Below are 25,894 nucleotides of genomic sequence, written 5' to 3' on the forward strand. Positions count from 1 at the left end.
AGCCGGGCCGCATGGGCATGCAGCTGGGCTACACGATGATGACCGAGCAGGCCGGACCGAAGGATCTGGTCGCGCACGTGGTGGGCGCGGAGGACGCGGGCTTCGACTTCGCCGTCTGCAGCGACCACTTCTTCCCCTGGCTGGACGAGATGGGCCACTCGCCGCACGCCTGGACCGTCCTCGGCGCCGCCGCTCAGGCCACGAGCCGCATCCCGCTCACCACCTACGTGACCTGCCCGAGCTTCCGGTACCACCCGGCGGTCGTGGCCCAGAAGGCCGCGACCCTCCAGCTGCTCTCCGACGGCCGGTTCACCCTCGGCCTCGGCTCGGGGGAGAACCTCAACGAGCACGTCGTGGGCGCGGGCTGGCCGCCGGCCGACGTCCGGCAGGAGATGCTGGTCGAGGCGCTGCACATCATCCGCGAGCTCTTCGACGGGGAGGGCTACACCAACTACCGCGGCGAGCACTTCGACGTCGAGTCGGCCAGGCTCTGGGACCTTCCCGAGAAGCGGGTGCCGATCGGCGTCGCCGTCTCCGGCAAGCAGTCCTGCGAGATCGCCGGCGAACTGGGCGACGTGATGATCGGCGTCGAGCCGAAGCCCGAGCTCGGCCAGTGGTTCGACGCCGCCGGCGGCGCCGGCAAGCCGCGGATCGGGCAGATGCCCATCAGCTTCGACACCGACCAGGACGCCGCCGTCACCCGGGCGCACACCCTGTTCCGCTGGTTCGGTCTGGGCTGGAAGGTCAACGCCGAGCTGCCCGGCCCGCCGGCCTTCGACGCCGCCAGTCAGTTCGTCCGCGAGGAGGACGTCGCCGGCAGCATCCCCTGCGGCGACGACGTCGACGCCGTCCTCGAGGCGGCCAAGGAGTACGCCGACGCCGGCTTCACCCACCTCGCCCTGGTGCAGATCGGCGGCGACCAGCAGGTTCCCTACATCGAGTGGGCCCGGAAGACCCTGATGCCGGCCTGGCGGGACGCGTTCGGCGGCTGATCGGGGGACATGCAGGCCACGATGGGGTGAGGTCACCCGCCAACCCGTCGTCCTGGGGGCTCCAGGCCGTGATCATCAGCGTCATGACCGAGGACTTCGATGCGCGTCTGCGGCGGCTCTCTGCCTCCGTCGACACCGATGCGCTCGTCAACCTCGGCTGCGACCTGGCTGCGATCGACCGGCAGCAGGACGCCGAACGGTGCTTCCGCCGGGCCGCGGACCTGGGCGACAGCCTGGGCTCCTTCAATCTCGCGATCGCACTGCGGGCGCAGCAGCGGGACGTCGAGGCGGTGGCCGCCTACGAGGCCGCCGTCGACGGCGGCGTAACCGACGCTTGGCGCTGCCTGGGCGGGCTCCTCGAGGAGCTCGGTGACCTGGCCGGGGCGATGCGCGCCTACCGCGGAGCCGCCCGATCGGGAGACCTGGCCGGCGGGCTGCAGCTGGCGTTCCTCCTGCGCGAGCAGGGGGAGCGGCTGGAGGCGATGGAGGTCGCCGAGCAGATGGCCGCCGGTGGCCACGTCGAGAGCGCCGCCGTCCTCGCCTGCTGGCGCTGGTGCGCGACGCTGGACACGACGCTCGAGGCCGACCTGCGGGCCGCCGCGGACCACTACCCGCCGGCGCGGGCCGACCTCGCGGACCTGCTGCGGGAGACCGACCGGCCGGCCGAGGCCCGGGCGGTGCTGGAGCGGGGCGCCAAGCTCGGCGAGGCCGTCGCCTGGCTGCCCCTGGGCAACTTCTACGCCGACGAGATGTGCGACGAGGAGGCCGCTGAGGAGGCCTACCGCGGCGGCATCGCGGCCGGTGAGGTGCACTGTCACCACAACCTCGCCTACCTGCTGGCCGAGCGCGGCGACCTCGAGGGCGCGCTCGAGCAGTTCCGCCTCGGCGCCGCGGCCGGCGACCGGCTCGCCGCCGACGCGCTGCGGGAGCTCGAGCACGGCTGAACCCGGCCCGCGCCGACCCGACATCAGCCCGTCACACGGGAGTCGGATACTGCGCACGTGTCCGAAGCCACCGTCGACGTCGCCGACCTCCGCTCGTCAGACTCGCCTGGCGCCGCCGTCCGCGCCGACGACGCACCGCTGCGCGACGACATCCGCCTGCTGGGCCGTGTCCTGGGTGAGGTGATCGGGGAGCAGGCCGGCTCCGACGTCCTGGACCTGGTCGAGTCCACCCGTGTCGAGGCCTTCAAGATCCGCCGCTCGGAGGTGGACCGCGTCGAGCTGGCCCAGCGGCTGGCCGGGCTCGACATCAAGTCGGCCAACCACGTCATCCGCGCCTTCAGCCACTTCTCGCTGCTGGCCAACCTGGCCGAGGACATCCACCACGAGCGGCGCCGCCGGTTCCACCGCCGGGAGGGCTCGCCCCCGCAGAAGGGCAGCCTGGCCGCCACCTTCCAGCTGCTGGACGAGGCCGATCTGAAGGCCGACGTCGTCGCGCGCGAGCTCGCCGGGGCCCTCGTGTGCCCGGTCGTGACGGCCCACCCGACCGAGGTGCGGCGCAAGACGATCTCCGACGTGCAGCGGCAGGTCATGGAGCTCATCCGTCAGCGCGACCGGACGGCGGTGGGCGAGGGGGACGACGCCGAGTGGTCGGCCAAGCTGTGGCGCTCGGTGCTCACCCTCTGGCAGAGCGCGCTGCTGCGGCTGTCCCGGCTGCGGCTGACCGACGAGATCGACGAGGCGCTGCGGTACTACGAGCTGTCGCTGTTCGACGTCGTCCCGGCCCTCAACGCCGAGCTCCGCCGCGCGCTGAACGAGCGCTGGCCCGACGCCGGCCTGCTGCCCCGGCCCATGCTGCTGCCCGGCTCCTGGATCGGCGGCGACCGGGACGGCAACCCCTTCGTCACCGCCGACGCGCTGCGGCGGGCCACCACCCGCCAGGCCGAGACGGCGCTCGGCCACCACCTGGCCGAGCTGGAGGCTCTCCGCGACGAGCTGTCGATGTCCGATCGGCTGGTCACCCCGACGCCGGAGCTGTACTCCCTGGCCGAGGCATCCCGGGACGACCTGGCCTTCCGCGCCGACGAGCCCTACCGCCGGGCCCTGACCGGGATCTCGGCGCGGCTGGCCGCCACCGCGAAGCGGGTGCTCGGCCACGTCCCGGGGCCGGCGCCGCACGCGGAGCTGCCGGTCTACGACTCTCCCGACCAGCTGCGTGCCGACCTCGACGTGGTGGACACCTCACTGCGCAGCCACGGCGCGGCGGCGCTCGCCGACGACCGTCTGCTCCGGCTGCGGGAGGCGGTGGAGGTCTTCGGCTTCCACCTGTGCGGGCTGGACATGCGGCAGAACGCCGCCGTCCACGAGCAGGTGGTGCGGGAGCTGCTGGCCTGGGCCGGCGTGTGCGACGACTACACCGGGCTGGACGAGGCGGCCCGGGTGGAGCTGCTCGCCGGTGAGCTGAGGTTGCGCCGTCCGCTCGTCCGTCCGGACGCCGAGCTGTCGGAGGACGCGCGGGGCGAGCTCGACGTCCTGCTCGCGGCGGCGGACCAGGTGGCACTGCTCGGGCCGCGCACCATCCCGAACTACGTGATCAGCATGTGCGAGTCGGTGAGCGACGTCCTGGAGGTCGCCGTCCTGCTCAAGGAGGTCGGCCTGCTCGACCCCGGCGCCGAGAGCGGTCCGACCTGCTCGGTGGGCATCTCGCCGCTGTTCGAGACGATCGACGACCTGCAGGCCGCCGGGAGGACGCTCACCGCCGTCCTGGACCAGCCGCTGTACCGGTCGATGCTCGCCGGCCGCGGCGACGTCCAGGAGGTCATGCTCGGCTACTCCGACAGCAACAAGGACGGCGGCTACCTGGCCGCCAACTGGGCGCTCTATCGCGCCGAGCTGGACCTGGTCGAGGTGGCGCGGACCGAGAACATCCGGCTGCGCCTCTTCCACGGCCGCGGCGGCACGGTGGGCCGGGGCGGCGGGCCCAGCTACGAGGCGATCCGGGCGCAGCCGCCGGGCGCCGTCGCCGGGGCGCTGCGGATCACCGAGCAGGGCGAGGTGATCGCCGCCAAGTACGGCGATCCCGACCGGGCCCGGCGCAACCTGGAGGCGCTCGTCGCGGCAACGCTGGAGTCCAGCCTGCTCGACATCGAAGGGCTGGGGGACGACGCCGAACCGGCCTACGCACTCCTCGACGAGCTCGCCGCCCGGGCGCAGCAGGCCTACCGCGCCCTGGTGCACGAGACGCCGGGCTTCGTCGAGTGGTTCCGCGCCGCGACGCCGATCGGCGAGCTCGGCGAGCTGAACATCGGCAGCCGGCCACCTTCGCGCAAGGCCGGCAACTCGATAGCCGACCTGCGCGCCATCCCGTGGGTGTTCAGCTGGTCGCAGGCGCGCATCATGCTGCCCGGCTGGTACGGCACCGGGTCGGCGCTCGAGGCCTGGGTCGACGAGGACGGAGGCGACGGCTCCGACGAGAAGCTGAGCCGGCTGCAGGAGCTGCACCGCCACTGGCCGTTCTTCCGCACCGTGCTGTCCAACATGGGCATGGTGCTGGCCAAGACCGACCTGGGCCTGGCCGCCCGCTACGCCGAGCTGGTGCCCGACGAGGAGCTCCGCGCCCGGGTGTTCGACCAGATCACCGCGGAGCACGAGCGCACCTGCCGGATGCTGCTGGCCATCACCGGCGACGACGACCTGCTGGCGGACAACCCGTCGCTGAAGCGGTCGATCCGGAACCGCTTCCCCTACCTCGAGCCGCTGCACCACCTGCAGGTCGAGATGCTCCGGCGCCGTCGCGGCGGGGACGACGACGAGCTGACCCGCCGCAACATCCAGCTGACCATCAACGGCATCGCGACGGCCCTGCGCAACAGCGGGTGACCTCGGGGACTTTCCGCGCGGAGAGTCCCCGACGCCGGCTCAGCGGGTGCGGGCGGCCGCCGCCCGCACGGCGGCCAGCAGGGCCTCCCGCTCGTGCAGGGTCGTCCGCGCCCGGCCGCGGGTCGCCCCGAGGGCGACCTCCGCGGCGTCGATCGCCCGCCAGTCGTCGAGCAGCACCGGCTCCGCGCCGCGGTCCTGCAGCTCCTGCACAAGGTCGCCGACCGGGCCGCCGGTGCACAGCCGGCCCTCGGCGACGTCGGCCAGCAGGGACGCCACGGTCTCCCGGGCGTCGTGCTTGTTCGTGCCGACGACGCCGCTGGGGCCGCGCTTGATCCACCCGGCCGCGTACTCGCCGCGTGAGTGAGACCCGTCGCGCAGCACGCGCCCCGCCTCGTGGGAAACGGTGCCCGAGCGCTCGTCGACCGGCAGGCCCGGCAGCGGGGTGCCGCGGTACCCCACCGAACGGACGACGAGATCCGCCGCCAGCACCTCGAGCTCGCCGGTGCCCACCGCCCGGCCGTCGGCGTCCACCGCCGTCCGCTCGATCTCCACGCCGCTGACCCGGTCCTCGCCGAGGATGCGCACCGGCCGCGCGCAGAAGCGCAGGGTCAGCCGGGTGCGGCCGGGCTCGGGGGTGTGGTCGGCCCATCCGCGCAGCACCGCGAGGTTGCGGGTGACGTTGCGGTCGGCGTTCGCCTCGGTCTCGGCGTCCACCACGAGGGCGGCGGGGTCGACCAGCACCGTGGCGGCCTCGAGCTCGCCGAGCTCCTTCAGTTCCTGCGTCGTGAACGTCGCCTGCGCCGGTCCTCGACGGCCCAGCACGGTGATCTCCTCGACCGGCGTCGCGGCCAGCGCGTCCAGGACGTGCTGCGGCATGTCCGTCGTCTCGAGCTCGTCGGCGGTCCGGGCCAGGACCCGCGCGACGTCGAGCGCCACGTTGCCGACGCCGACGACCACGACCGACCGCGCGCCGGTCAGCGCCGCCTCGACGCGGGCGCGGTCGGCGTCGGGATGGCCGGTGTACCAGGCGACGAACTCGGTCGCGGCCAGGCTCCCGGGCAGGTCCTCGCCCTCGATGCCGAGGTGCCGGTCGAGGGCCGCGCCGTAGGTGTAGATCACGGCGTCCACGTGCCGGCGCAGCTCGTCGAGGGTGATGTCCGCCCCGATCTCCACGTTGCCCACGAAGCGGACGAGGGGGTCGTCGAGGGTGCGGTGCAGGGTGTCGCGGATGGCCCGCATCTTGGGGTGGTCCGGGGCGATGCCGTACCGCACCAGCCCGAACGGGCTCGGCAGCCGGTCGACGAGGTCCACGGCCACCGGGACGGCGTCCTGACGGGTGAGCGCCTCGGCGGCGTAGATCCCGGCCGGCCCGGCACCGACGACGGCGACCCGCAGCGGGCGGTCGGCGGACGGGGGGACAGGCACTCCGTCGACCGACACGTCGAGCATCCTCACCCGGTCCGGGCCCGCGCACCAGATCAGGCCCGGTCGGACGGGGAACTCAGCAGGAGTAGTTGCGGTCCCAGCCGTTCTGCACGTACTGGGTCAGCGTCACCTTGCTGCCGGGCACCAGTGCGGCCTTCGAGCAGTTCGCCTTGGCGCCGCTGAGCGACGTCGCCCCGGCGAGCCAGCTCGGCAGCCCCGCGAGGGAGCTGTCGCCGGGGACCGTCCCGACGATCTGGCCCCACTGCTTGCCCGTCGAGTAGAGGCCGACCCTCGCGTCGCGCGAAGCGAGGTAGTCGGTCATCCCCTCCAGCGTCGCGCGGTTGCGCGCCCTCGCCTCGGACGACCCGGACTGCCAGGTGTTCATCGTCTCGACGTCGAGCCACCACGTGTAGTCGTCGATGTCGGTCTCCACCCGCGCGGCCTGCGCTGCGGGTGCGAAGAAGGCGGTCACGCTGTTGCTCGCTCGCTCCCAGCCGTACTCGTACGAGCAGGCCGCGGAGTTGCTGCCGTCGCACGTCCCGTACGGCGTGCTGCCGTCCTTCGGCCAGGTGACGACCTGGTCGCGCACCTCGCCCGGGTTGGCCGTGTTCAGGTAGAGCTGGGCCTTCGGCTGGGCGCGCACGGCTCCGGAGGACTTCCACGCCCAGGACAGCTGCGTGCTCAGGCAGGGGTTGGCCTTGGTGGACAGGCCACCGTTGACGCCCACCACGGCGAACGCTCGGTCGCTCGGGAGCGAGGCCTTGCACTGGGGGTAGGAGACGTCGTAGCCCGCCGTCGTCGGCGCCGCGGACGCCGTCCCGGGGACGGCAAGGACCGCCGTCGCCACCGCGGTGGCGACGAGCAGGACCGAGCGCAGCCGCTTCCTCATCGCGCCTGAAGGTACCCGCCGAACCTGAGGCTGCGTGTGACAGAAGTGACGACGCCAAGGCGCTCAGGCGGCCTGGCAGACCGGGCACCAGTAGAGGTTGCGGCCGACCATCACCTCGGTGCGGACCTCCGTGGTGCAGACCCGGCAGGGCAGGCCGGTGCGGCGGTAGACGTAGTGGGCGTCGTCGCGCTGCACCGCTCCGCGCCGGCGGGACCGGTCCTCCGATCGCGTGGTGACGATGCGGCCCATCCGCACGCCGGACCGCATGAGCGCGACCAGGTCGGCCCACATCCGCGACCAGAGGTCGGGATCGACGCTGCGGCCGGGCCGGAACGGTGAGACGCCGTGCCGGAACAGCAGCTCCGCGCGGTAGACGTTGCCGACGCCCGCGAGCACGGTCTGATCCATGAGCAGGGCGCCGACGGCCGTGCGGCTGCGGGCGATGCGACGGTGGGCCGCCACGCCGTCTGCACGGGGCCGGAGGGGGTCCGGGCCGAGCCGCGCGAGGATCCGGTCGACCTCCGGCGCGGGCAGCACCTCGCACGCGGTCGGACCGCGCAGGTCGGTCCAGACGCCGATTCCTTCCGGTCCGGGCCCCTCCCAGCGCATGCGCAGCGCGCCGCGAGCGGGCGGCGGCGGCCCGGTGCCGCTGGTGTAGCTGCCGTACAGGCCCAGGTGCACGTGCAGGGTGTCGCCGCCGAAACCGGCGAAGAGGTGCTTGCCGTAGGAGAACACCTCGTCGAGCACCCGGCCGTCGAGGAGTGCTGCGCCGGCCTCGAACCGGCCCTGCGGGCTGGAGACGTGGACCGGCCGGCCGGCGAACAGCTGCGACTGTTCCCGCGCCAGGCGGTAGAGGGTGTGTCCTTCAGGCACCGGCGGAGCGTAGGCAGCTCGGCCCGACGCGTGCGGCGCTGGGTGGGAGGGCGGGCATCACCGGCCCGGGCTCAGCGGGGCGCCGGTTCCAGACCGAACCGGCCCCGGTCCTCGGCGGCGACGAGGTCGGCCGTCTCGGGATGCTGCTGGATGTAGTGCCGGACGAAGGAGCAGTAGGGGAGCACGTGCAGGCCCCGTTCACGGGCGGCGTCCAGGACGCCGGACACGAGGATCGTCCCGATGCCGCGCCCGCCGACCGTGGGGTCCACCTCGGTGTGCGGGAGGGTCATCGTCCCGCCGTCGACGTGGTAACTCGCCAGGCCGACGACCCGGTCGTCGAGCCGAACTTCGAAGCGTCCCTTCTCAGGGACGTCCACCACCTTCGTGTCCATGGTCACTCGTCCTTCCGTCCTCCGGCGCCGTTGCCGGAGCTCGACGTGTACCCAACGGTAACCCGCGGAATCGTCTGCTCGGCTCATCCGCTACCGACGAGTCGGGCGTGCCGAAGGTTCCGAGGGCACCGGTTAGCCTTCCTCGCGGGCCCCCGTAGCTCAGGGGATAGAGCATCGGTTTCCTAAACCGTGTGCCGCAGGTTCGAATCCTGCCGGGGGCACCAGAACGGGAGCGGTCACCGGTCCCGATCGTGGGACGAGTTCCCCGATCGGGGACCGCGGCGACCTACGGTGCCGCGATGACCGACAGCGACGTCCCGTGGGAACCGCCTCTCGCCGGCACCGAGCCCGACCACCTCGTGGGCGCGCTGGACCGCCTGCGCACGACGTTCCGCTGGAAGGCCGACGGCCTCGACGCGGCCGGGCTGCGCACCCGCATCGGCGCCTCGTCGCTGACCCTCGCCGGCCTGCTCAAGCACCTCGCCTTCGTCGAGGACTTCACCTTCACGGTCAAGCTGCGCGGGAGGTCGCCGGGTCCACCGTGGGAGAGCGCGGACTGGGACGCCGTCCCCAGCTGGGACTTCGTCTCCGCCGCCGACGATGACCCCGAGCAGCTGTACGCGATCTGGGAGGCCGCCGTCGAACGGTCCCGCGTCCGGCTCGGGGCGGCGCTCGCCGACGGTGGGCTCGACCAGCTCGTCCACCTCTCGACGGACGACGGCCGCCATCCCAGCCTGCGCCGGCTCCTCTGCGACCTGATCGAGGAGTACGGGCGGCACACCGGGCACGCCGACCTGCTCCGCGAGGCCGTGGACGGTCTGGTCGGTGAGGACCCGCCGGCCGGCTGGCGCGCCCCGACGGACCGGTAGGGCCAGCCGACCTTCGACCCTGTTCGGGGAGCGGCTCCCGGTGTAGCTTTCGGGCCACTGTGCACTGGATCACGGTCGAGGTGTTCGACGGCGGGACGTCCGCCGCCGGATGGGCGGGCGCGTGGCGCGACCGGCTCATCGAGGCGGCGGTGACGGGCGGTGCCGTCTTCTGGGACGAGCACGCGCACCGCTGGGGCGTCGTGCTGGAGTTCACCTTCGACGACGAGCGTCGCCGCGACGCCTTCCGGCAGGCGCCGGTCCTCCTGGCCGCCCTCGACGCGGTCCCGGACCCGGTGAACGGCGTCCTCGTCTATCCGCACCGCGGTGGGGGATCCGGCAGCCGGCAGCCGCGCCGCCCGCGGCCGCTGCTCAGCGGTGGCGCCGCCGAGCTGCCGGTGCCCGATCCCGACGCCGACCGGATCATCCCGTGCACCGCTCGGCTGGACGACGCGGGGTCCCTGCGCCGCTGATCGGCCTTCGCCCTGGAGGTGCGGGGAACTAGCGTCCGGACATGATCGTCGTGGCTGAGCTCGTGCTGGTCGCGCTGCTCCTGGGGCTCCTCGTCCTCGGTGGGTGGGCGGCCTTGACGGCGTGGCACGGGGCCGGCCCGGGCCCCGGTCGCCTGCCCTCGCGGGACCGGGCGGAACTGGCGGCGGCGATCGGTCGGGCGCGCTGGGTGCCCGGGCACGACGAGGTCGACGGGCTCACGCGGGTGCTGCTGCGCCGGACCTACACCGGGCTCGACGGCCGCCCGGCGGTGCTGGAGGAGCGGGTGCTGGAGACCTTCCCGGCCCAGGACCCGGCCTGGGAAGCGCTGTTCACCGAGGCGATGTCGCGAGCGCGCTTCCGTTGCGCGTACCTGAACGCCGAGGAGTCCGCGTAGCGCGGAGGTCGGTAACGGCCTCGGACGGCAGGGTTCCGGCCTTGTCGGACTCCCGCGCCTGGGCCGCCGTCCGCTCCACGAGTCGCACGATGGTCTCGGGCCGGTCCGACTGCGGCGCGTGACCGGCCGCGAGCAACGGACGGAACCGCGACCGCGGCACGAACGGCAGGTACCGGACCGTCTGCCCCATCGCGATCCAGTCCGCGGTGCCCTGGACGAGCAGCACCGGGCAGTCGATGTGGCCCAGGCCCCGCGGCACGTCGAGCAGCAGCGCCCAGAGCAGGGTCCGCCACCAGTCGCGGGAGTCGGCGAACCCCTCGCGGGCGCCGATGGCCTCCTCCCGGCTGGTCGACCACGGCCGGGTCTTCAGCGGGAGCAGTAGTGCCGTGCGGCCCAGCGCGGAGCGCGACAGCGGACCGATCACGGGGGCGGCCGTTCGACCGGCCAGCCGGGCCACGGCCATGCCGGCGCCCTGGTACACCCGCTCCGGCAGGACGTTCAGCCCGGACGGGGCGATCGACACCACCGAGCGGGCGCGTCCCCGGCGGGCCAGTTCGAGGGCGACCCGGGCGCCGAGGGAGTTGCCCAGCACGTGCACGCGGCCGACGCCTTCGGCGTCCAGGGTGCGCTCGACGGCGTCGGTGATCGCGGCGACCGTCGGACGCTCGTCCAGGTGCCGGGAGCGGCCCGCGCCGGGCAGGTCGACGTTGAGGACGTCGAAGCGGTCGGCCAGCGCGGGGAGGACGGCGGTGAAGTCGCGGCGCGAACTGCCCCAGCCGTGCAGGAGGAGAAGGGGTTCGCCCTTCCCGGATCGGGTGAGGGACAGCGGGGCGGTCATGCTGAGGGGGGTACCCGGGCCGTAGGGGGCGACCCCGTGACGTGCCCCACGCCCCCGTACGCCGGCATGCTCGAGCGAGGGGACGCCGCGATCGCCGGCCGATCGCGGCGGAACGGGCGATCGGAGGGGACGATGGTCCGGTGACCGCCGCGCCGGCCGTCGGCCCCCGTGCCGACGCGATGCCCCTCGACGCCGACGCGATGCCCCTCTCGGCTGACACAGGGCCCCTGAGTGCCCTCACCGAGCTGGTCGCCGGCGGCGACGTCGTCGTCCTGTCCGGGGCCGGGCTCTCCACCGACTCGGGCATCCCGGACTACCGCGGGGTCACCGGCACCCTGCGGCGGCACACGCCGATGACCTACCAGACCTTCACCCGGGACCCCCGTGGCCGGCATCGCTACTGGGCGCGCAGCTTCGTCGGCTGGCGGCAGATCCGGGAGGCGCGGCCGAACGCCGGGCACCGGGCCGTGGGCGAGCTCCAGGCCGCCGGTCTCGTCGGCGGGGTGATCACCCAGAACGTGGACGGGCTGCACCAGGCCGGCGGCGCCCGGGACGTCGTCGAGCTGCACGGCGGGCTCGACCGCACCGTCTGCCTGAACTGCGGGGACGTCGCGTCGCGGGAGGGCCTCGACCAGCGCCTGCAGGAGGCCAACCCCGCCTTCGGGGCGCGCAGCGACGAGGTGAACCCCGACGGCGACGTCGAGCTGCCCGAGGAGGTGCTCGACAGGTTCGTGATGGTGGGGTGCCTGGTCTGCGGTGAGGAGGCGCTCAAGCCCGACGTCGTCTTCTTCGGGGAGACCGTGCCGCGCGACCGGGTGGATCACTGCTTCGACCTGGTGGACGGCGCCGCGAGCCTGCTCGTCCTCGGCTCCTCCCTGACCGTCATGAGCGGCTACCGGTTCGTGCTGCGTGCCGCGAAGCTCGGCATCCCGGTCGCGATCGTCACCGCCGGGCCGACGCGCGGGGACGCGAAGGCCGACGTCCGCCTCGACGCCCCGCTGGGCGAGGTGCTCCCCACGCTGGCCCGCCGCCTGGCCGGATGACCCGCGAGGTCGAGCGCACCGACGACGGACGCTTCGTCGTCGTCGACGGACGGCGCTGGCGGACGGCCGACCCGGCGCTGCCCGACGACGTCCGGGCGCGGCTGCTGCACCACCTCGGCGTCGCCCGTTCCGGCGTCCGCACCGCCGGCCGCGCGGGCGACGAGGCGGCGGTGGCCGCTGCCCGCGTGCGGGTGCAGCTCGCGAAGACCGGGCTGGGCGAGCGGGGCACCGCCTGGTGGGACCAGGACGACGACGCGCGGCGCGCGCGCTGGGAGGCCGCGCTCCGGGCGCTGGAGGGCTGACCCGGCGGACCGGCCGGTGCTGACCGAGACTGGACGGCGATGCAGACCTTCCTGCCGGTGGCCGACTTCGAGGACGGCGCCCGGCTGCTCGACTCGCCGCGGCTGGGCAAGCAGCGGGTGGAGACCCTCCAGATCCTGCGGGCGATCGAGCTGCCCGACTACGGCTGGGCCACCCACCCCGCCGTCCGCATGTGGCGGGGCCGCACGCCGGCGCTGGTCGCCTACGGCCTCGCGATGGTGCGGGTCTGGCGCGAGCGCGGCTTCGCCGACACCACCGCGCACCAGATCGCCGAGTTCGCCCCCGAGGTCGTGGACCTCGCGCAGGCCGACCTGGCGGCGGCCGGGGCGCTGCCCTCCTGGGTGGGCGACGAGGCGCTGCACCGCTCGCACCGGTCCAACCTGCTCGCCAAGGACCCGGCCTTCTACCGGCCACGATTCGAGGAGCGGTTCGGCTCCGAGCCCGACGACCTGCCCTACGTCTGGCCGGAGCCGGACGACGTCCCGCCCGCGCCGCAACCCGAGGGCGTGCGGACGTGGGTGGTGCGGCCCCGGGCCCACGGCGAGCTGGGCGCCTGCCTGATGGCCGGAGTGATCGGGCTGGGCACCCAGTCGGGGATCGACGTCGACGCGACCGGCCTGGCACCGGCGGAGCTGCGGGCCCTCGCGAAGGAGCTGTCGGGGCGCCGTCCGGCGAAGGATCTGCGCCAGCTGTCCTCGTTCCTCGACGAGATGAAGCCCGGGGACCCCGTCGCCCTTCCGATCGAGCACGGCGCGGGCCTGCTGCTCGGCGAGCTCGTCGGGGACTACCTGTTCCAGGGACGCGAGCTGCTGCCGCACCGCCGGCCGGCTCGGTGGGACCGCGTCGTGCCCCGGTCGGCCGCCCGCCCGCCCGCGACCCTGCAGGACCCCCGCGCGCTGTTCTCCGTCGTCCTCGACCCCGACGTGCTCGGCCGGCGTCAGCTCCCGCCGGGCAGCTTGACGTTCTGCAGGCGGACCTGACCGCGGGCGACCAGCTTGCCGTCGTCCGCGCGGGTGAGCAGCACCTGCCAGAGCTGCTGGGTGCGCCCCTGCTGGATCGGCTCGGCGAGGACGTCGATCCGGCCCTCGGTCATCGCGCGGAGGAAGTCGGTGTTGTTGTTGACACCGACGGCGAACTGGCCGTGCCCGACGACCGCGGTGCTGGCCCCGATGCTGGCGGCGGACTCCACGATGGAGCAGTAGAGCCCGCCGTGGACGACGCCCCACGGCGTGTGCTGGTCCGGGCCGAGCTCGACGTGTCCGGCGACCCGCGTGCCGGTCGCCTCGGTGACCTCGAACTTCATCGCGGCCACGAAGGGGCTCGCGGCAGTGAGGTCCACCGACGGCAGCTGCTCGCTCATATGTCCCACACCAGGCAGAAGGGGTGGCCGACCGGGTCGGCGTAGACCCGGAAGTCGCCGCCCTCGCCGGGCAGCCGCCTGGCCCCCAGGGCGAGGACCTTCGGCTCGGCTTCCTCGACGTCGGCCACCCGTATGTCGAGGTGGAACTGCTGCGGACGGTCGGGATCGGGCCAGTCCGGCGGCTGGAGGTCCGGCGCCTGCTGGAAGGCGATCCGGTAGCCGGCGCCGGTGATCACCACCCAGTCGTCGCCGGGGTCGCCCTTGACCTCCATGCCGAGGAGGTCGGCGTAGAAGCGGGCGAGGGCGTGGGCGTCGGGCGCGTCGACCACGACGGAATGGAGCTGACCGATCATGGGCCCATCCTGGCGGGCGGCCCCGAGCCGCGACCAGTCGGTTCCCGGCCGCGCTGCGTCGGGATCGGGCCACGCGCCGCACGGTGATCGGGCCATCCCGGCGGCGGTCTCCGGCGCTCATGCCGCAGGATCGGGGGGTGACCGCCCTGCCTGCCGCTCCTGCCCGATGACCGCACCCCGGCTCGGTTCGCTGACCTGGGTCCCGGCCGCCGAGCGCCCGGACCTCCTCGGCGCGCCCGTCGCGGCCGCGCTCCCGCTGCTCTCCGGCCCCGTCTTCGTGGCCGAGATCGATGACGACCTGGCCGACACGGCGGCCTTCACCGACGCCTACGCGGTGCCGGCCGAGGCGTCGGCCAACTGCGTGGTCGTCGCCGCCCGCCGGGCGGGACAGACCACCATGGCCGCCTGCGTCGTCCTGGCGACGACGCGGGCGGACGTCAACGGGCTGGTCCGCCGCCATCTGGCTGCGCGGAAGGCCTCGTTCGCGCCCCAGGACGTCGCGGTCGCCGAATCGGGCATGGCCTACGGCGGGATCACTCCGGTGGGCCTGCCCACGGACTGGCCGGTGCTCGTCGACCCCGCGGTCGCGGCCGCCGACTGGGTGGTCATCGGCTCGGGCACCCGGGGCAGCAAGCTCGCCGTCCCAGGCTCGGTGCTGTCCGCCCTGCCGGCGGCCGTGGTGCTGGAGGGGCTGGGGCAGCCGCTGTCGGCAGCCGACGCCGCCCAGGCGTCGGGCCCGTCCCGGCGCGAGCGGGCGCCGGACGACAGCGACGTCGGCTGGGGCGAACGGGTCGAGACCCCGGACGACGACCGGCGCTATCTGGAGGAACGGCCGCCGCACTGGGGCAGCGACTGAGACGGTCCGTCCCGACCGGGCCACCGCCGGCCGGGCAGGAGCCGCGTCTCAGGCGGGGGCCGGGACGGCGCCCAGCTGCACCATCAGGCCCAGGAAGTCGGCGGTCGTCCAGCGCTCGACCACCTGGTCGCCGCGGAACCGCATGATCGTGATGCCCTCGAAGACGTAGGGCCGGCCCGTGGCGGGAACGCCCATGAAGTTCCCGCGGTGCTCGCCGGACACGGTGAACCGGCAGCTGTACAGATCGCCGTCGACGAGGTGCTCGTGGAAGTGCAGCTCGGGGTTGGGACGCCCCGGTGCGCCCAGAGCCGACCAGAACTGCTGGTAGAAGGCGGTCACCGTCGGCTTGTCCATCGGGTCCGGCTCCACGCCGTGGAACCGCAGGTCTTCGGCGTACACCTCGAGGTAGCCGGGCAGGTCCCCGGCGTTCCACCGCTGCCGTGCCTGTTCGACCCGTTCGGGGAAAGCGGTCATGACTCCTCCTGCGCGGCGCGACCCCGCAGCTCTCCGAGGAGCCTGGCCGCCCGGCTACGGCTCCTTCCAGAGCCCTTCGTCCCGCAGGTCGGCGGGGAGAGTTCCGGTCGCCCACACCGTGCGGGATCCGGTCAGCTGTCGGGTGCCGGCGGACTGTGCCGGCCCACGGACGGGTCGGGCGGCGCGATGCCCTGCTGGGCCCGCAGCAGATCCCTGATCTCCACCAGCAGTTGCAGCTCCGTGGGCCCTGGGGCGGGCGCGGGCTCGGTGGCTCCGCGTTCGAGCAGCTTGTGCAGCGGGAGCACCACGAGGAAGTAGATGACCGCCGCGGTCAGCACGAAGGTGATCACCTGACTGAGGAACGCCCCCCAGGTGAAGGTCTGCCCGCCCAGGGAGAACGTGCCGCCCAGCCGGCCGCCACCGCCGACCAGCCCGATCAGCGGCTCGAGGAAGGACTTCCCGAAGGACGTGACCACCGCGGTGAACGCCGTCCCGATGACGACGGCGACCGCGAGGTCGACGATGTTCCCCCGGAGCAGGAACTTCTTGAAGCCGGACAGACCCCGGTAGCCGGGGAACTCGCGCAGGTCGGGCAATCCGCCGAAGCTGGTCAACACCCGGACATCCACCCATACCGCCGATGTGCCAGGTGACCCCGGGTGCCGTCACGGCGGCGGCAGGCTGACGGTCAGGGTCGCCGTGGTGGACACCGCGGCGAGCCGGGCGGCCGTGGCCGCGTCCACCGCCAGCACGAGCAGTCCGGCCGCCGGATCGACGTCCGCGGACGCGGGCCGCGGAGCGGCCAGCACGAGCGCCCCGCCGGCCACGACCTCCGCCTGCCCGGCATCCGCCAGCGCCGCCAGGACGTCCACCCGGTCGCCGGTGCGGACCAGGGCGGCCACCGCCAGGTCGGCCAGCCGGACGGGGGCGGCGACCTGGCCCGCCGGTAGCAGCGCGGTCAGCCCGGGCCCCACCAGCCGGATGTCGGTGAGCGGCTCACCTGCCCGCACCGCCCCGGCCAGCACCCGGCCGACGAGCGGCCGGCTGTCCGCGACCACGCCGCCCGGGAGGACGCCGGCGGGCCACCTGGCCACGGCGATGTCGGAACCCGAGAGGGCGGCCCCGGCCGGCAGGTCGCGCGCCGCGACCGCGACCGGGACCGCGGCGGGAACGCGCGCCGTCGCCGGAGCCGGGACCGGACGCGCGGCGAGGAACAGCGCAGCCGCCGCCAGCAGGACGGCCGCCGTCCGCCGCGCGGTGTGCACGGGGGAGCGGGGACGGCGCAGGCGCGGCATGCCCCGAGGGTGAGCCCTCGAGGGACCCGGCTACCGGGGCCGGGTCAGGTTGTGGACGGTGCGCAGAGCTGTGGACGGCGGGGCGAACCCGGCGTCGTCAGTTCGCGGCCTTGGCAGCGCTGCCGGACGACGTCGACGCCGCGGGGGCGGGGGACGACGATGTGCCGTTCGAGGAGGACGAGCTCTCCTTCGCCGCCGACGACGAGCCGTCCTTGGACGAGGAGCCGGAGGAGGAGGAGGAGGAGGCCTTCTCCGACGCCGTCGCGGACTTGCGGCTGTCGGTCCGGTAGAAGCCCGAGCCCTTGAAGACCACGCCCACCGAGCCGTAGACCTTCCGCACGGGTGCGCCGCACTGCGGGCACTCGCTCACCGGCGCGTCGGTGAAGGACTGCACCAGCTCGAACTCGTGCTTGCCCTCGGAGTTGGTGCAGGCGTACTGGTACGTGGGCACGGGGCGGTCTCCCTGATCGAGCGGAGGTCGGTCGCCGGGCTGGCACTCTCACCCGGCGACTGCTAATCATGCGCCATTCCGTTCCGTCCGTCCACGTCCGGCGGCGAGTCTTCCCTTCGCGCGCCCCCTGCGGGTGACCGGTGACGCCGCGGCGGCGGAGGAGGGCAGACGAGGGCCGGCGTCGCGCCCGGCCGACTGGTGGGGTGCGGCGCCAGCGGGCTCCCCGACACTGGCTCATCCAGGACGTCAGGCGTTCGCCGTGGCGTCGTCGAGGGCGAGCGACGATGACAGCTCCCGGTGGGCGTCGACCTGGGCAAGCAGGTCCTTGGCCTTCTGCTCGACGCCGGCGACGGCGTCGGCGCCGGCGACCCAGCGCACCGGCGGCTCCTCCTGGCCGGCGAGCTGGACCAGCGCCTTCGCGAGCTTGGCGGGATCGCCGCCCTGCAGGCCGTTCATGCCGGTCCAGGCGGCGACGGTCCGGCGGGTGCGTTCTGCGTAGTCCTCGATCGAGGGCTCGGCGTAGCTCGTCGACTCCGGCGTGAGCAGGTCGGTGCGGAAGAACCCGGGCTCGACGACCAGCGTGCGGACGCCGAAGGGAGCCACCTCCGGCGCGAGCGACTCCATCCACCCCTCGAGGGCGAACTTCGACGCGGCGTAGGCGGAGGTGAACTCCTGTCCGATCAGGCCGGCGGTCGAGCTCATGGTCACCACGAGCCCGGAGCGCTGGGCGCGCAGAACCGGCAGCGCGGCCCGGGTGACGTTCAGCGGGCCGAACAGATTGGTCTCGACCTGGGCCCGGAAGTCGTCGTCGCTGATCTCCTCGAAGAAGCCGGCGTGGAAGTTGCCGGCGTTGTTGACCAGCACGTCGATGCGGCCGAACCGATCGACGGCAGCCTGGACGGCGGCCTGGGCGCCGGCCGGGTCGGTGACGTCCAGGGCCACGGCCAGCAGGTCGTCCGGTTCTCCGAGCGCAGCGGCGACCCGCTCGGGGTTGCGGCCGGTGGCCACGACCGCGTGACCGGCGGCCAGGGCCGCCTGCGCGATGTCCACACCCATGCCCCGGCCGGCACCGGTGACCAGCCAGACCTGCTTCTTCATCGTGTCGTCAGCCATGTTCGTCCGTCCTCCATCGCAGATGCGCGTCCCGTGTCGGGCGCCGGTCCAGTGGTGTCCCACGCCCCGGCCGGCGGCCGCGACGACCATGCAACCGGGGGTCGCCGGGAGGAAGAAGTCACTGCTGAGAGGTGTACCGACAGCCCACCCCTGCCTGGGGGATCCGCCCCTAGCCTGGGCTCGTGGGCAACCGTGACGAGGTCAAGGCCTTCCTCAGCACCCGGCGGGCCAAGCTGACCCCCGAGCAGGCCGGGCTGGCCCACTACAGCCGCAACCGGCGCGTGCCGGGCCTGCGCCGCAGCGAGGTCGCCGACCTGGCCGGCGTCAGCGTGGAGTACTACGCCCAGCTCGAGCGGGGCAACCTCAGCGGGGTCTCGGAGAGCGTGCTGGAGGCGCTGGCCCGGGCGCTGCAGCTGGACGAAGCCGAGCGGGTGCATCTGGGCGACCTCGCCCGCGCCGCCGGCCCCGCCGCGCGCGCCCGGCGCAAGCCACGTGCGCAGCAGGTCCGGCCCAGTCTGGCGCGCGTCCTCGCCGGGATGACCGGGGTTCCCGCCATCGTGAACAGCGGGACCCTCGACCTGCTCGCCGCGAATGCGCTGGGCAGGGCGCTGTTCGCCCCGGTGTTCGCCGCCCCGGCCCGGCCGGTCAACCACGCCCGGTTCTGCTTCCTCGATCCCGGCGCTCGCGACTTCTGGATCGACTGGGAGCGGGCCGCGGACGACACCGTGGCCGCGCTGCGCCTCGAAGCGGGCCGGAACCCTTACGACAAGGGGCTGACCGACCTCGTGGGGGAGCTGTCCACGCACAGCGACGCCTTCCGTGCCCGCTGGGCCGCGCACGACGTCCGCCTGCACCGCACCGGGATCAAAGTCCTTCCACCACCCCGTCGTCGGTGACCTGCACCTGTCCTACGAGGTCATGGAGCTGCCTGCCGACCCTGGCCTGTCGCTGATCGCGTTCAGCGCCGAAGCAGGCTCACCCGCCGACGACTCGCTGAGGTTCCTCGCCAGCTGGGCTGCCACTCATGACCCGGCCGACGCCCCGCCGTCCCCGAAGCAGGCGTGACCCAGGCGGCTGGGCGTGTCGCCCGCCTCCTCTCCCGGGAGCTTCCTCGCCCTCGAACCGGTCCGCGGGAACGGTCATCAGCCGGGGAACGGCGGGTACGGGTGCCCGCATGGGAGTGCGCAGTGCGGCGGCCGCGGCCGCCGATCAGTGGATCGACCCCGACGACGGCATCCGCTATCCCGCCGGCGAGGTCCACGCCTGGGCGCCTGGACGCAACGAGACGGTCTGCGGGCTGTCGCTGAGCAGATCCCGGCTGACCCGCTTCCCGAACGTCAGCTGGGCCGACGTCCAGCCGGAATCGGGCCGGCACGCCGAGGGCGTGCAGGCCGTGTGCCGCTGCTGCCACGCCGCGCTCGGCGCCCGCCGGGACGAGCGCGGCTGGACGCGGTCCAACCCCCGGCCCTGATCGAGGTGCCCCGATCGGCCTCCCCGCCGTGGCTACCCGCCGTCGCGGCGACTGCCCGACCGGGCCCGACCGGGCTCGACGCTCGCGAGGTGGTTGACCCGTTTCGTCCGCCGGATGGAGACTTGCGGCCTCCGGAGGGAGCCTGCGATGACGTGGAACCTCACGGGCAGCTACGCCGAGACCTGTTCGTGCGAGCTGATGTGTCCGTGCAATCTCTCGTTCGACCACGGGGCCACCTACGACTACTGCCGGGCGACGCTCGCCTTCGACATACGGTCGGGCGAGGTCGACGGCACCGACGTCAGCGGCCGCCGGGTGGTGACGATCATCGACACCCCGAAGGTCATGACCGACGGCAACTGGCGGCTCGGGATGTTCGTCGACGACCAGGCCACCGACGACCAGTTCGACAAGCTGGTCAAGGTCTTCGGCGGGCAGCTCGGCGGCCCGATGGGCGCGCTCGCACCCCTGGTGGGGGAAGTCGTCGGCGTCGAGCGGGCGGCCATCACGATGAGCGACGACGGGCTGCTGCACAGTGTCCGCGTCGGCGACGTCATCGAGTTCGAGGTCCAGGACATCGTGCCGTTCGGCAAGGAGGACGGTCAGCCGGTCCGGTTCGACGGCATGTTCCACCCCGTCGGGTCGAACCTGACGATGGCCGAGGCGCGCAGTTCGCGGATCGACGCCTTCGGGATCCAGTACGAGGGCAGGACCGGGCTCTCGACCGCCGAGTTCTCCTGGGCCGCCTGAGGCGATGAGCGCTCCGGCGCAGGATCGCCACACCGAGGGCGGCGGTCTCGCACCGGCCTTCGCGGCGGTTCGCGTCCGGCTCGGGCTGGTCGCGCTGCTGTTCGCCCTCGCCGGCGCCGGCTGGTGGTGGACGGTCCAGCAGATGCAGGGCATGGACCAGGGGCCGTGGACCGGTCTGGGATCCCTGGCCTGGTTCGTCGGGACCTGGGTCGTGATGATGGCCGCGATGATGTTCCCGTCGGTCGCGCCGACGGTCGCCCTGTACGCGCGCATGACCAGGCAGCGGTCCCCGCTCTCGCCGCTGCTGTTCGCGGCGGGCTACCTGGTGACCTGGGCCGGCGCCGGGCTGGTCGCCTTCACGCTGGCGTCGATCGTGGGCCGGGCCTCGGGCGACCTGCTCGAGTGGGACCGCGCGGGCCGGTGGGTCGCGGGCGCCACGCTCGTCGTCGCGGCGGCGTACGAGCTGAGCCCGCTGAAGGCCGTCTGCCTCGGCAAGTGCCGCAGTCCGCTGGGCTTCCTGCTCGGCGCCTGGCGGGAAGGCCACCGGGGTGCCCTGGGGATGGGCATGAGGCACGGCGCCTGGTGCGTCGGCTGCTGCTGGGCGCTGATGGCGTCCCTCTTCGCGCTGGGCGTCATGAGCGTCGCCTGGATGGCCTTCGTCGCCGCACTGATCGCCATCGAGAAGACCCTGCCGTGGCGCCGGGTGGCGACGTACGGAACGGCGGTCGTCATGCTCGCCCTGGGCGTGCTGCTGCTCGCCGCACCCCACGCGGTCCCGGCCCTCACCGTTCCGGGCACCGACCGGATGACCGAGATGGAGCCGATGGGCTCCTAGCGCCTCCCGGCGTCGACGGGCTCAGGGCCACTGCATACGGCGCAGTGCCCGTGGAACAGTACGGTCGCATCGTGGGACAGCAGTGGCTCGACGAGCAGCAGCAGCGGACCTGGCGGGCCTGGCTGACGCTCGCCGAGCTCCTGCCGCGGACGCTCGACGCCCAGCTGCAGCGCGACGCGGGCCTGAGCCATGCCGCCTACATCGTGCTGGCGATGCTGTCCGAGGCGCCCCACCGCAGCCGCCGGATGAGCGACCTCGCCCGCCGGGCGAACCAGTCGCAGAGCCGGCTCTCGCACACCGTGGCCCGGCTGGAGGAGCGCGGCTGGGTCCGCCGGGAGCGGGCCACCGAGGACGGGCGGGGCGCACTCGCCGTCCTCACCGACGCAGGGTGGGACGTCGTCCGGGCGGTGGCGCCGGGCCACGTGGACGCCGTCCGCGAGGCGATGTTCGGGCCCCTGACCGACGAGCAGGCCCGCGTGCTCGGTGAGGCGCTGCAGGCGGTCGTCGAGGGGCTCGATCCCGACCGCAGCCTGCGGGTCGAGCACGGGGCGGACGTGCGCTCCGACCGGTAGGGGAAGCCGCGGGCACTCCGGCGACGTTGCGACGGGTGATGTCCGAGTCCGCGCCTCCCCTGCCCCTGTCCGTCCTCGAGCTGGCCACGGTCGGCACGGGCCAGTCCTCCGCCGATGCCCTGGCCGCCACCGCCCGGGTCGCCCGGGCCGCCGACCGGCTCGGCTACACGCGCCTCTGGGTCGCCGAGCACCACAACATGCCGGCCGTGGCGAGCACGAGCCCGCCGGTGCTGATCGCCCACCTGGCCGCGGTGACCGAGCGGATCAGGGTCGGGTCGGGCGGCGTGATGCTGCCCAACCACGCCCCGCTCGTCGTCGCCGAGCAGTTCGCCATGCTCGAGGCCCTGCACCCCGGCCGGATCGACCTCGGCATCGGGCGCGCCCCCGGCACCGACCAGCGGACCGCGCTGGCGCTGCGCCGCGACCCCGCCGCCCTGTCGGCCGAGGACTTCCCGCAGCACCTGCTGGACCTGCTCGGTCTGCTCGGCGACGAGCGCGTCGCGGGCGGGCTTGCGGAGCGGTTCGTCGCGACCCCGGCCGCCCGCTCGGCCCCGGAGGTCGTGCTGCTCGGGTCGAGCGGTTTCTCGGCGCAGTTGGCCGGCGCGCTCGGCCTGCCGTTCAACTACGCCCACCACTTCGGCACGCACGCGCAGGCCGCCGTCGAGCTCTACCGGGACTCCTTCCGTCCCTCCCGCGTGCTCGACCGCCCGCACACGATGATCACCGCGAACGTGCTGACGGCCGGCACCGACGAGGAGGCGCAGCGGCTGGCCCTCCCCGGGCGGCTGATGATGCTGGCCATCCGCACGAACCGCCTTCGGCCGGTGCCGAGCCTGGCCGAGGCCGAGGTGGACCCGGAACGGCCGACGGCCGAGGCCATGCCGACCAACTGGATCGTGGGCGCGCCCGACCGCGCCGTCGACCAGCTGCGCCGGCTCGCCGCCGACACCGGTGCCGACGAGGTCATGGTCACGTCCAGCACGCACGGCGGGGCCGAGCGGGTGCGCAGCCTGGAGCTCCTCGCGGACGCGTGGGGCCTGGCGCCGTCCCGAGGACGGACCGCCGCCTGAGGCCGCGCTACCGCCGGTGGACGTACCGCCGCCGCACTACCGCCGGAGCCACCGTGCAGAGCGGCTCCGGCGGTAGTACCGCGGTTCCGGCGATCGCCGGATCGGGGGAGAGCGGCGTCAGCGGCCCAGGTGGCGGTAGCGGTGCAGCCGGCGGCGGAAGCGCTCGCCGTCGTCCCGGCCCAGGAGCCCGGCCAGCTCCTCGCCGAGCACCCGGCCGAGCCGCCGGCAGAATTCGATCGGCTCGTCGGCGGCGTCCGGCCGCTCCGGCACCACCCGGTCGACGATGCCGGCCCGCCAGAGGTCCGTGGCCCGGACGCCCTGCGCGGCAGCCATGTCGCCGGCCCGGTCGGTGGTCCGGTGCACGATGGCCGAGGCACCCTCGGGCGGCAGCGGTCCGAGCCAGCCGTTGGCCGCGGCCAGCACCCGGTCCGCGGGCGCCAGGGCCAGGGCCCCGCCCCCCGTGCCCTGCCCCAGGAGGACGGCGAGGGTGGGGGCCTTGAGCATGACCAGGTCCTGGAGGCAGCGGGCGATCTCACCGGCCATCCCGCCCTCCTCGGCCTCCCGCGACAGCGCCGCGCCGGGTGTGTCGATCAGGGTGACCAGCGGCAGCCGGAGCTCCGCGGCGAGGTGCATGCCGCGCCGGGCCTCGCGCAGCGCCGCCGGCCCGAGGGGGGCGGTCAGGCTCTGCCCGCGGCGGTCCTGGCCGAGCACCACGCAGGGCGCGCCGCCGAAGCGGGCCAGGGCCAGCAGGAGCCCGGGATCCTTCTCCCCGGCTCCGGTGCCGGAGAGGCCGACGACGTCGGTCGCCGCGGTGCGCAGCAGCCGGCGCACCCCCGGCCGGTCCTCCCGGCGGGACGCCGTGACGACGTCCCACGCGCTGCGGCCGTCCTCCGGGTCGTCGGTGTCGGTGCCGTCCTCGGCCGTCGGCCGCTCCGCGCCGGCGACGTCGCGGTGCCAGGTCGCCCGGGCGGCGAGCACCCGGAGGGCCCGGTCGGCGACCTCGGCGACCTCCTCGTGCGGTACGACGGCGTCGATCAGCCCGTGGTCGGCGAGGTTCTCCGCGGTCTGCACGCCCGGCGGGAACGGCTCGCCGTAGAGCGACTCGTAGACGCGCGGCCCCAGGAAGCCGATCGAGGCCCCGGGCTCGGCGATCGTGACGTGGCCGGTGGAACCCCATGAGGCCAGCACCCCGCCGAACGTCGGGTGCCGCAGGTACACGAGGTAGGGGAGACCCGCCTCCTTGTGCCGGGCGACGGCGGCGGTGATGCCGATCATCTGCAGGAAGGCGACCGTGCCCTCCTGCATCCGGGTGCCACCGGAGACGGGCGCCGCCAGCAGCGGCAGGCCCTCCTCGGTGGCGCGCTCGACCGCCGCGATGAGCCGTTCCGCGGCCGCGACGCCGATCGACCCGGCGAGGAAGCCGAACTCGCCGGCGACGACGGCGACGCGACGCCCGCGCAGCGTCCCCTCGCCGGTGATGATCGATTCGTCCTGGCGGGTCTTCGCCGCGGCGGCCGCCAGCTCGGCGGCGTAGTCGTCGTCGACCTCCCGCGGCGGCACGGGGGAGTCCCAGGTCTTCCACGACCCCGCGTCCAGGACGAGATCGCGCAGAGACCGGGCGTCCAGCCGCTTGGGCTTCCCGGCCGCCGGCGCGCTCATGTCGCGTGCCCGTCCGGGACCTCACCGGCCTGCGGCACGCCCTCGGCCGGACCGGACCCCGCTGATCCGGACCCCGCCGATCCGGACAGCCACGCCCGGATCGCGGCGCCGTCGGCCCCGAGGACGGGGGGAGGGGTGTGGTCGCGCCGGGTGGTCTCGGTCTCGCCGTCCGGGCCGGCGTCGAAGAAGCGCAACGGCGGGCCGGGCAGGGTCAGGGTGCCCGCGGTCGCGTGCTCGACGGAGATCTTCAGGCCCTGCGACTCGACCTGGTCCCAGGAGTAGACCTCGTCCAGCGTGCGGACCTTGCCCGCGGGCACGCCGGCCTTGGACAGCCGGGCCAGCAGCTCGGAGGCATCGATGTCGGCGAAGGTCCGCTCCAGCAGCTCGATGACCTCCCCGCGCCGCGCGACCCGCTCGCCGTTCGTGGCGAAGCCGGGGGCCTCGGCGTCCAGCCCGAACTCGGTGCACAGCCGCCGCCACAGCCCCTCGCTGCCGCAGGACAGCTGCACGCTGCCGCCGCCGGCGCAGTGGAAGAGGCCGTAGGGGGAGATGGAGGGGTGGTGGTTGCCCTGCCCGCGGGGGACCTTCCCGCCCACGGTGTGCGCCGTCCCCTGGTAGGCGTGCACGCCGACGACGGCGGAGAGCAGCGACGTGCGCACCACCTGCCCGCGGCCGGTGCGCTCGCGCTCGAGCAGCGCGGCCAGCACGCCGTAGGCGCCGTACATGCCGGCCAGCAGGTCGCTGATCGGGACGCCGACCTTCTGCGGGTCGTCGGGGCCGGACCCGGTCATCGACATGAGGCCGGCCTCGCCCTGGGCGATCTGGTCGTAGCCGGCCCGGCCGCCCTCCGGGCCGTCGTGCCCGAACCCGGAGATCGCGAGGGTGACCAGCCGGGGGTTGAGCCCGGCCAGCACGTCGGTGCCGAAGCCGAGCCGGTCCAGGGTGCCCGGACGGAAGTTCTCCATCAGCACGTCGGCCCGGCGCAGCAGCTCGGTGAGCACCGCCTTGTCGCCGTCGTCCTTGAGGTCGAGGGCGATCGACTCCTTGTTCCGGTTGGCGGAGAAGAAGTAGGTCGACTCCCGCCCGCCGTCGGGGGTGTCGACGAACGGCGGGCCCCACCCGCGGCTGTCGTCACCGCCGCCCGGGGTCTCCACCTTGATCACGCGCGCGCCGAGGTCGCCGAGCATCATCCCGGCGTGCGGCCCGGCGAGGGCCCGGGTGAGGTCGACGACGAGGACGCCGTCCAGTGGTCCGCTCACGTGGTGCCTCTCCTTCACGGCCGATCCGGG

31 protein-coding genes and 1 tRNA gene are annotated in these 25,894 nt (G+C 74.2%); 18 read left to right on the plus strand and 14 right to left on the minus strand.

Annotation, left to right across the window (positions count from 1 at the left end; genetic code table 11):
* Positions 1-11 precede the first annotated feature (11 nt).
* The 3 genes from E4P39_RS16385 to ppc are packed head-to-tail and all read left to right on the plus strand — an operon-like array spanning position 12 to position 4,813.
* Positions 12-992 carry a TIGR03557 family F420-dependent LLM class oxidoreductase gene (locus tag E4P39_RS16385; RefSeq protein WP_135137644.1) on the plus strand — a complete coding sequence of 327 codons (981 nt, stop codon included), beginning with the start codon at positions 12-14 and terminating at the stop codon, positions 990-992.
* Positions 993-1,018: 26 nt separating this feature from the next.
* The gene (locus E4P39_RS16390; RefSeq protein WP_245159891.1) at positions 1,019-1,936 is read left to right on the plus strand and encodes a UDP-N-acetylglucosamine-peptide N-acetylglucosaminyltransferase; all 918 of its coding nucleotides are present in this window, start codon (positions 1,019-1,021) and stop codon (positions 1,934-1,936) included.
* Between the two features lie 57 nt (positions 1,937-1,993).
* Complete coding sequence (ppc, locus tag E4P39_RS16395; RefSeq protein WP_135137645.1) at positions 1,994-4,813, plus strand: phosphoenolpyruvate carboxylase; 2,820 nt, start codon at positions 1,994-1,996, stop codon at positions 4,811-4,813.
* Between the two features lie 39 nt (positions 4,814-4,852).
* Here ppc and E4P39_RS16400 read toward each other — a convergent pair whose 3' ends face one another.
* The 4 genes from E4P39_RS16400 to E4P39_RS16415 all read right to left on the minus strand — a co-directional run bounded on the left by E4P39_RS16400 (position 4,853) and on the right by E4P39_RS16415 (position 8,392).
* Positions 4,853-6,262, minus strand: coding sequence for an FAD-dependent oxidoreductase (locus tag E4P39_RS16400; RefSeq protein ID WP_135137729.1), 1,410 nt, complete (start codon positions 6,260-6,262; stop codon positions 4,853-4,855).
* A 52-nt stretch (positions 6,263-6,314) separates the two neighbouring features.
* On the minus strand, positions 6,315-7,127 hold the full coding sequence (locus E4P39_RS16405) for a hypothetical protein (RefSeq protein ID WP_135137646.1): 813 nt from the start codon (positions 7,125-7,127) through the stop codon (positions 6,315-6,317).
* A gap of 63 nt (positions 7,128-7,190) precedes the next feature.
* On the minus strand, positions 7,191-8,000 hold the full coding sequence (locus tag E4P39_RS16410) for a DNA-formamidopyrimidine glycosylase family protein (protein WP_135137647.1): 810 nt from the start codon (positions 7,998-8,000) through the stop codon (positions 7,191-7,193).
* Between the two features lie 71 nt (positions 8,001-8,071).
* A complete protein-coding gene (locus E4P39_RS16415; protein ID WP_135137648.1) occupies positions 8,072-8,392 on the minus strand; it encodes a GNAT family N-acetyltransferase in 321 nt (106 codons plus the stop codon).
* 148 nt (positions 8,393-8,540) lie between these two features.
* On the opposite strand from E4P39_RS16415, the gene E4P39_RS16420 reads away from it, so the two are divergent.
* The 4 genes from E4P39_RS16420 to E4P39_RS16435 all read left to right on the plus strand — a co-directional run bounded on the left by E4P39_RS16420 (position 8,541) and on the right by E4P39_RS16435 (position 10,144).
* Positions 8,541-8,616, plus strand: a tRNA-Arg gene (locus E4P39_RS16420).
* 75 nt (positions 8,617-8,691) lie between these two features.
* Positions 8,692-9,261, plus strand: coding sequence for a DinB family protein (locus E4P39_RS16425; protein ID WP_135137649.1), 570 nt, complete (start codon positions 8,692-8,694; stop codon positions 9,259-9,261).
* A 59-nt stretch (positions 9,262-9,320) separates the two neighbouring features.
* Complete coding sequence (locus E4P39_RS16430; RefSeq protein WP_135137650.1) at positions 9,321-9,731, plus strand: hypothetical protein; 411 nt, start codon at positions 9,321-9,323, stop codon at positions 9,729-9,731.
* A gap of 41 nt (positions 9,732-9,772) precedes the next feature.
* Positions 9,773-10,144, plus strand: coding sequence for a hypothetical protein (locus E4P39_RS16435; RefSeq protein WP_135137651.1), 372 nt, complete (start codon positions 9,773-9,775; stop codon positions 10,142-10,144).
* On the opposite strand, the gene E4P39_RS16440 is transcribed toward E4P39_RS16435, so the two are convergent.
* On the minus strand, positions 10,080-10,982 hold the full coding sequence (locus E4P39_RS16440; protein ID WP_209306573.1) for an alpha/beta hydrolase: 903 nt from the start codon (positions 10,980-10,982) through the stop codon (positions 10,080-10,082). The genes E4P39_RS16435 and E4P39_RS16440 overlap by 65 nt on opposite strands.
* Positions 10,983-11,122: 140 nt before the next feature.
* Here E4P39_RS16440 and E4P39_RS16445 point away from each other — a divergent pair, with 140 nt between their 5' ends.
* The 3 genes from E4P39_RS16445 to E4P39_RS16455 are packed head-to-tail and all read left to right on the plus strand — an operon-like array spanning position 11,123 to position 13,326.
* A complete protein-coding gene (locus E4P39_RS16445; RefSeq protein ID WP_245159892.1) occupies positions 11,123-12,025 on the plus strand; it encodes an NAD-dependent protein deacetylase in 903 nt (300 codons plus the stop codon).
* Complete coding sequence (locus E4P39_RS16450) at positions 12,022-12,327, plus strand: biopolymer transporter Tol (protein WP_135137652.1); 306 nt, start codon at positions 12,022-12,024, stop codon at positions 12,325-12,327. The genes E4P39_RS16445 and E4P39_RS16450 overlap by 4 nt, the downstream gene beginning before the upstream one ends.
* A gap of 39 nt (positions 12,328-12,366) precedes the next feature.
* Entirely contained in the window at positions 12,367-13,326 is a 960-nt protein-coding gene (locus E4P39_RS16455; RefSeq protein WP_135137653.1) for an MSMEG_6728 family protein, read from the plus strand.
* Here the strand turns inward: E4P39_RS16455 and E4P39_RS16460 are convergent.
* Both E4P39_RS16460 and E4P39_RS16465 read right to left on the minus strand, forming a co-directional pair.
* Positions 13,284-13,706 (minus strand): PaaI family thioesterase, encoded by a 423-nt coding sequence (locus E4P39_RS16460; protein WP_135137654.1) that lies wholly within the window; start codon positions 13,704-13,706, stop codon positions 13,284-13,286. The two genes, E4P39_RS16455 and E4P39_RS16460, sit on opposite strands and share 43 nt — an antisense overlap.
* Positions 13,703-14,059: a VOC family protein gene (locus tag E4P39_RS16465; RefSeq protein WP_135137655.1), complete on the minus strand. Its 357-nt coding sequence runs from the start codon at positions 14,057-14,059 to the stop codon at positions 13,703-13,705. The genes E4P39_RS16460 and E4P39_RS16465 overlap by 4 nt, the downstream gene beginning before the upstream one ends.
* A gap of 166 nt (positions 14,060-14,225) precedes the next feature.
* On the opposite strand from E4P39_RS16465, the gene E4P39_RS16470 reads away from it, so the two are divergent.
* On the plus strand, positions 14,226-14,915 hold the full coding sequence (locus E4P39_RS16470) for a YbaK/EbsC family protein (protein WP_135137656.1): 690 nt from the start codon (positions 14,226-14,228) through the stop codon (positions 14,913-14,915).
* A 48-nt stretch (positions 14,916-14,963) separates the two neighbouring features.
* On the opposite strand, the gene E4P39_RS16475 is transcribed toward E4P39_RS16470, so the two are convergent.
* The 5 genes from E4P39_RS16475 to E4P39_RS16495 all read right to left on the minus strand — a co-directional run bounded on the left by E4P39_RS16475 (position 14,964) and on the right by E4P39_RS16495 (position 18,248).
* Complete coding sequence (locus E4P39_RS16475; RefSeq protein ID WP_135137657.1) at positions 14,964-15,389, minus strand: ester cyclase; 426 nt, start codon at positions 15,387-15,389, stop codon at positions 14,964-14,966.
* 131 nt (positions 15,390-15,520) lie between these two features.
* Complete coding sequence (mscL, locus tag E4P39_RS16480) at positions 15,521-16,006, minus strand: large conductance mechanosensitive channel protein MscL (protein WP_245159893.1); 486 nt, start codon at positions 16,004-16,006, stop codon at positions 15,521-15,523.
* A 48-nt stretch (positions 16,007-16,054) separates the two neighbouring features.
* Positions 16,055-16,684 (minus strand): Flp pilus assembly protein CpaB, encoded by a 630-nt coding sequence (gene cpaB, locus E4P39_RS16485; protein ID WP_135137658.1) that lies wholly within the window; start codon positions 16,682-16,684, stop codon positions 16,055-16,057.
* Between the two features lie 97 nt (positions 16,685-16,781).
* Positions 16,782-17,135 carry an FmdB family zinc ribbon protein gene (locus tag E4P39_RS16490; RefSeq protein WP_135137659.1) on the minus strand — a complete coding sequence of 118 codons (354 nt, stop codon included), beginning with the start codon at positions 17,133-17,135 and terminating at the stop codon, positions 16,782-16,784.
* A gap of 246 nt (positions 17,136-17,381) precedes the next feature.
* Positions 17,382-18,248: an SDR family oxidoreductase gene (locus E4P39_RS16495; protein ID WP_135137660.1), complete on the minus strand. Its 867-nt coding sequence runs from the start codon at positions 18,246-18,248 to the stop codon at positions 17,382-17,384.
* 182 nt (positions 18,249-18,430) lie between these two features.
* On the opposite strand from E4P39_RS16495, the gene E4P39_RS16500 reads away from it, so the two are divergent.
* The 7 genes from E4P39_RS16500 (at position 18,431) to E4P39_RS16525 (ending at position 22,946) form a co-directional block, all read left to right on the plus strand.
* The gene (locus E4P39_RS16500; protein WP_348633821.1) at positions 18,431-19,144 is read left to right on the plus strand and encodes a helix-turn-helix transcriptional regulator; all 714 of its coding nucleotides are present in this window, start codon (positions 18,431-18,433) and stop codon (positions 19,142-19,144) included.
* Positions 19,068-19,313, plus strand: coding sequence for a hypothetical protein (locus tag E4P39_RS23320; protein ID WP_348633822.1), 246 nt, complete (start codon positions 19,068-19,070; stop codon positions 19,311-19,313). The genes E4P39_RS16500 and E4P39_RS23320 overlap by 77 nt, the downstream gene beginning before the upstream one ends.
* Positions 19,314-19,422: 109 nt before the next feature.
* A complete protein-coding gene (locus E4P39_RS16505; RefSeq protein WP_135137661.1) occupies positions 19,423-19,719 on the plus strand; it encodes a hypothetical protein in 297 nt (98 codons plus the stop codon).
* Positions 19,720-19,866: 147 nt separating this feature from the next.
* On the plus strand, positions 19,867-20,469 hold the full coding sequence (locus tag E4P39_RS16510; protein ID WP_135137662.1) for a DUF1326 domain-containing protein: 603 nt from the start codon (positions 19,867-19,869) through the stop codon (positions 20,467-20,469).
* A gap of 4 nt (positions 20,470-20,473) precedes the next feature.
* Positions 20,474-21,304 (plus strand): DUF2182 domain-containing protein, encoded by an 831-nt coding sequence (locus tag E4P39_RS16515; RefSeq protein WP_135137663.1) that lies wholly within the window; start codon positions 20,474-20,476, stop codon positions 21,302-21,304.
* A 71-nt stretch (positions 21,305-21,375) separates the two neighbouring features.
* Positions 21,376-21,876 carry a MarR family transcriptional regulator gene (locus E4P39_RS16520; protein WP_135137664.1) on the plus strand — a complete coding sequence of 167 codons (501 nt, stop codon included), beginning with the start codon at positions 21,376-21,378 and terminating at the stop codon, positions 21,874-21,876.
* Positions 21,877-21,914: 38 nt separating this feature from the next.
* Positions 21,915-22,946: an LLM class flavin-dependent oxidoreductase gene (locus E4P39_RS16525; protein WP_135137665.1), complete on the plus strand. Its 1,032-nt coding sequence runs from the start codon at positions 21,915-21,917 to the stop codon at positions 22,944-22,946.
* Positions 22,947-23,063: 117 nt separating this feature from the next.
* Here the strand turns inward: E4P39_RS16525 and E4P39_RS16530 are convergent, their stop codons facing one another.
* Both E4P39_RS16530 and E4P39_RS16535 read right to left on the minus strand, forming a co-directional pair.
* Entirely contained in the window at positions 23,064-24,605 is a 1,542-nt protein-coding gene (locus tag E4P39_RS16530) for a carboxyl transferase domain-containing protein (RefSeq protein WP_135137666.1), read from the minus strand.
* Entirely contained in the window at positions 24,602-25,864 is a 1,263-nt protein-coding gene (locus E4P39_RS16535; protein WP_135137667.1) for a CaiB/BaiF CoA-transferase family protein, read from the minus strand. The genes E4P39_RS16530 and E4P39_RS16535 overlap by 4 nt, the downstream gene beginning before the upstream one ends.
* Positions 25,865-25,894: the final 30 nt, after the last annotated feature.

This window comes from Blastococcus sp. CT_GayMR19 (genome assembly GCF_004570385.1).
Taxonomy (GTDB): Bacteria; Actinomycetota; Actinomycetes; order Mycobacteriales; family Geodermatophilaceae; genus Blastococcus_B.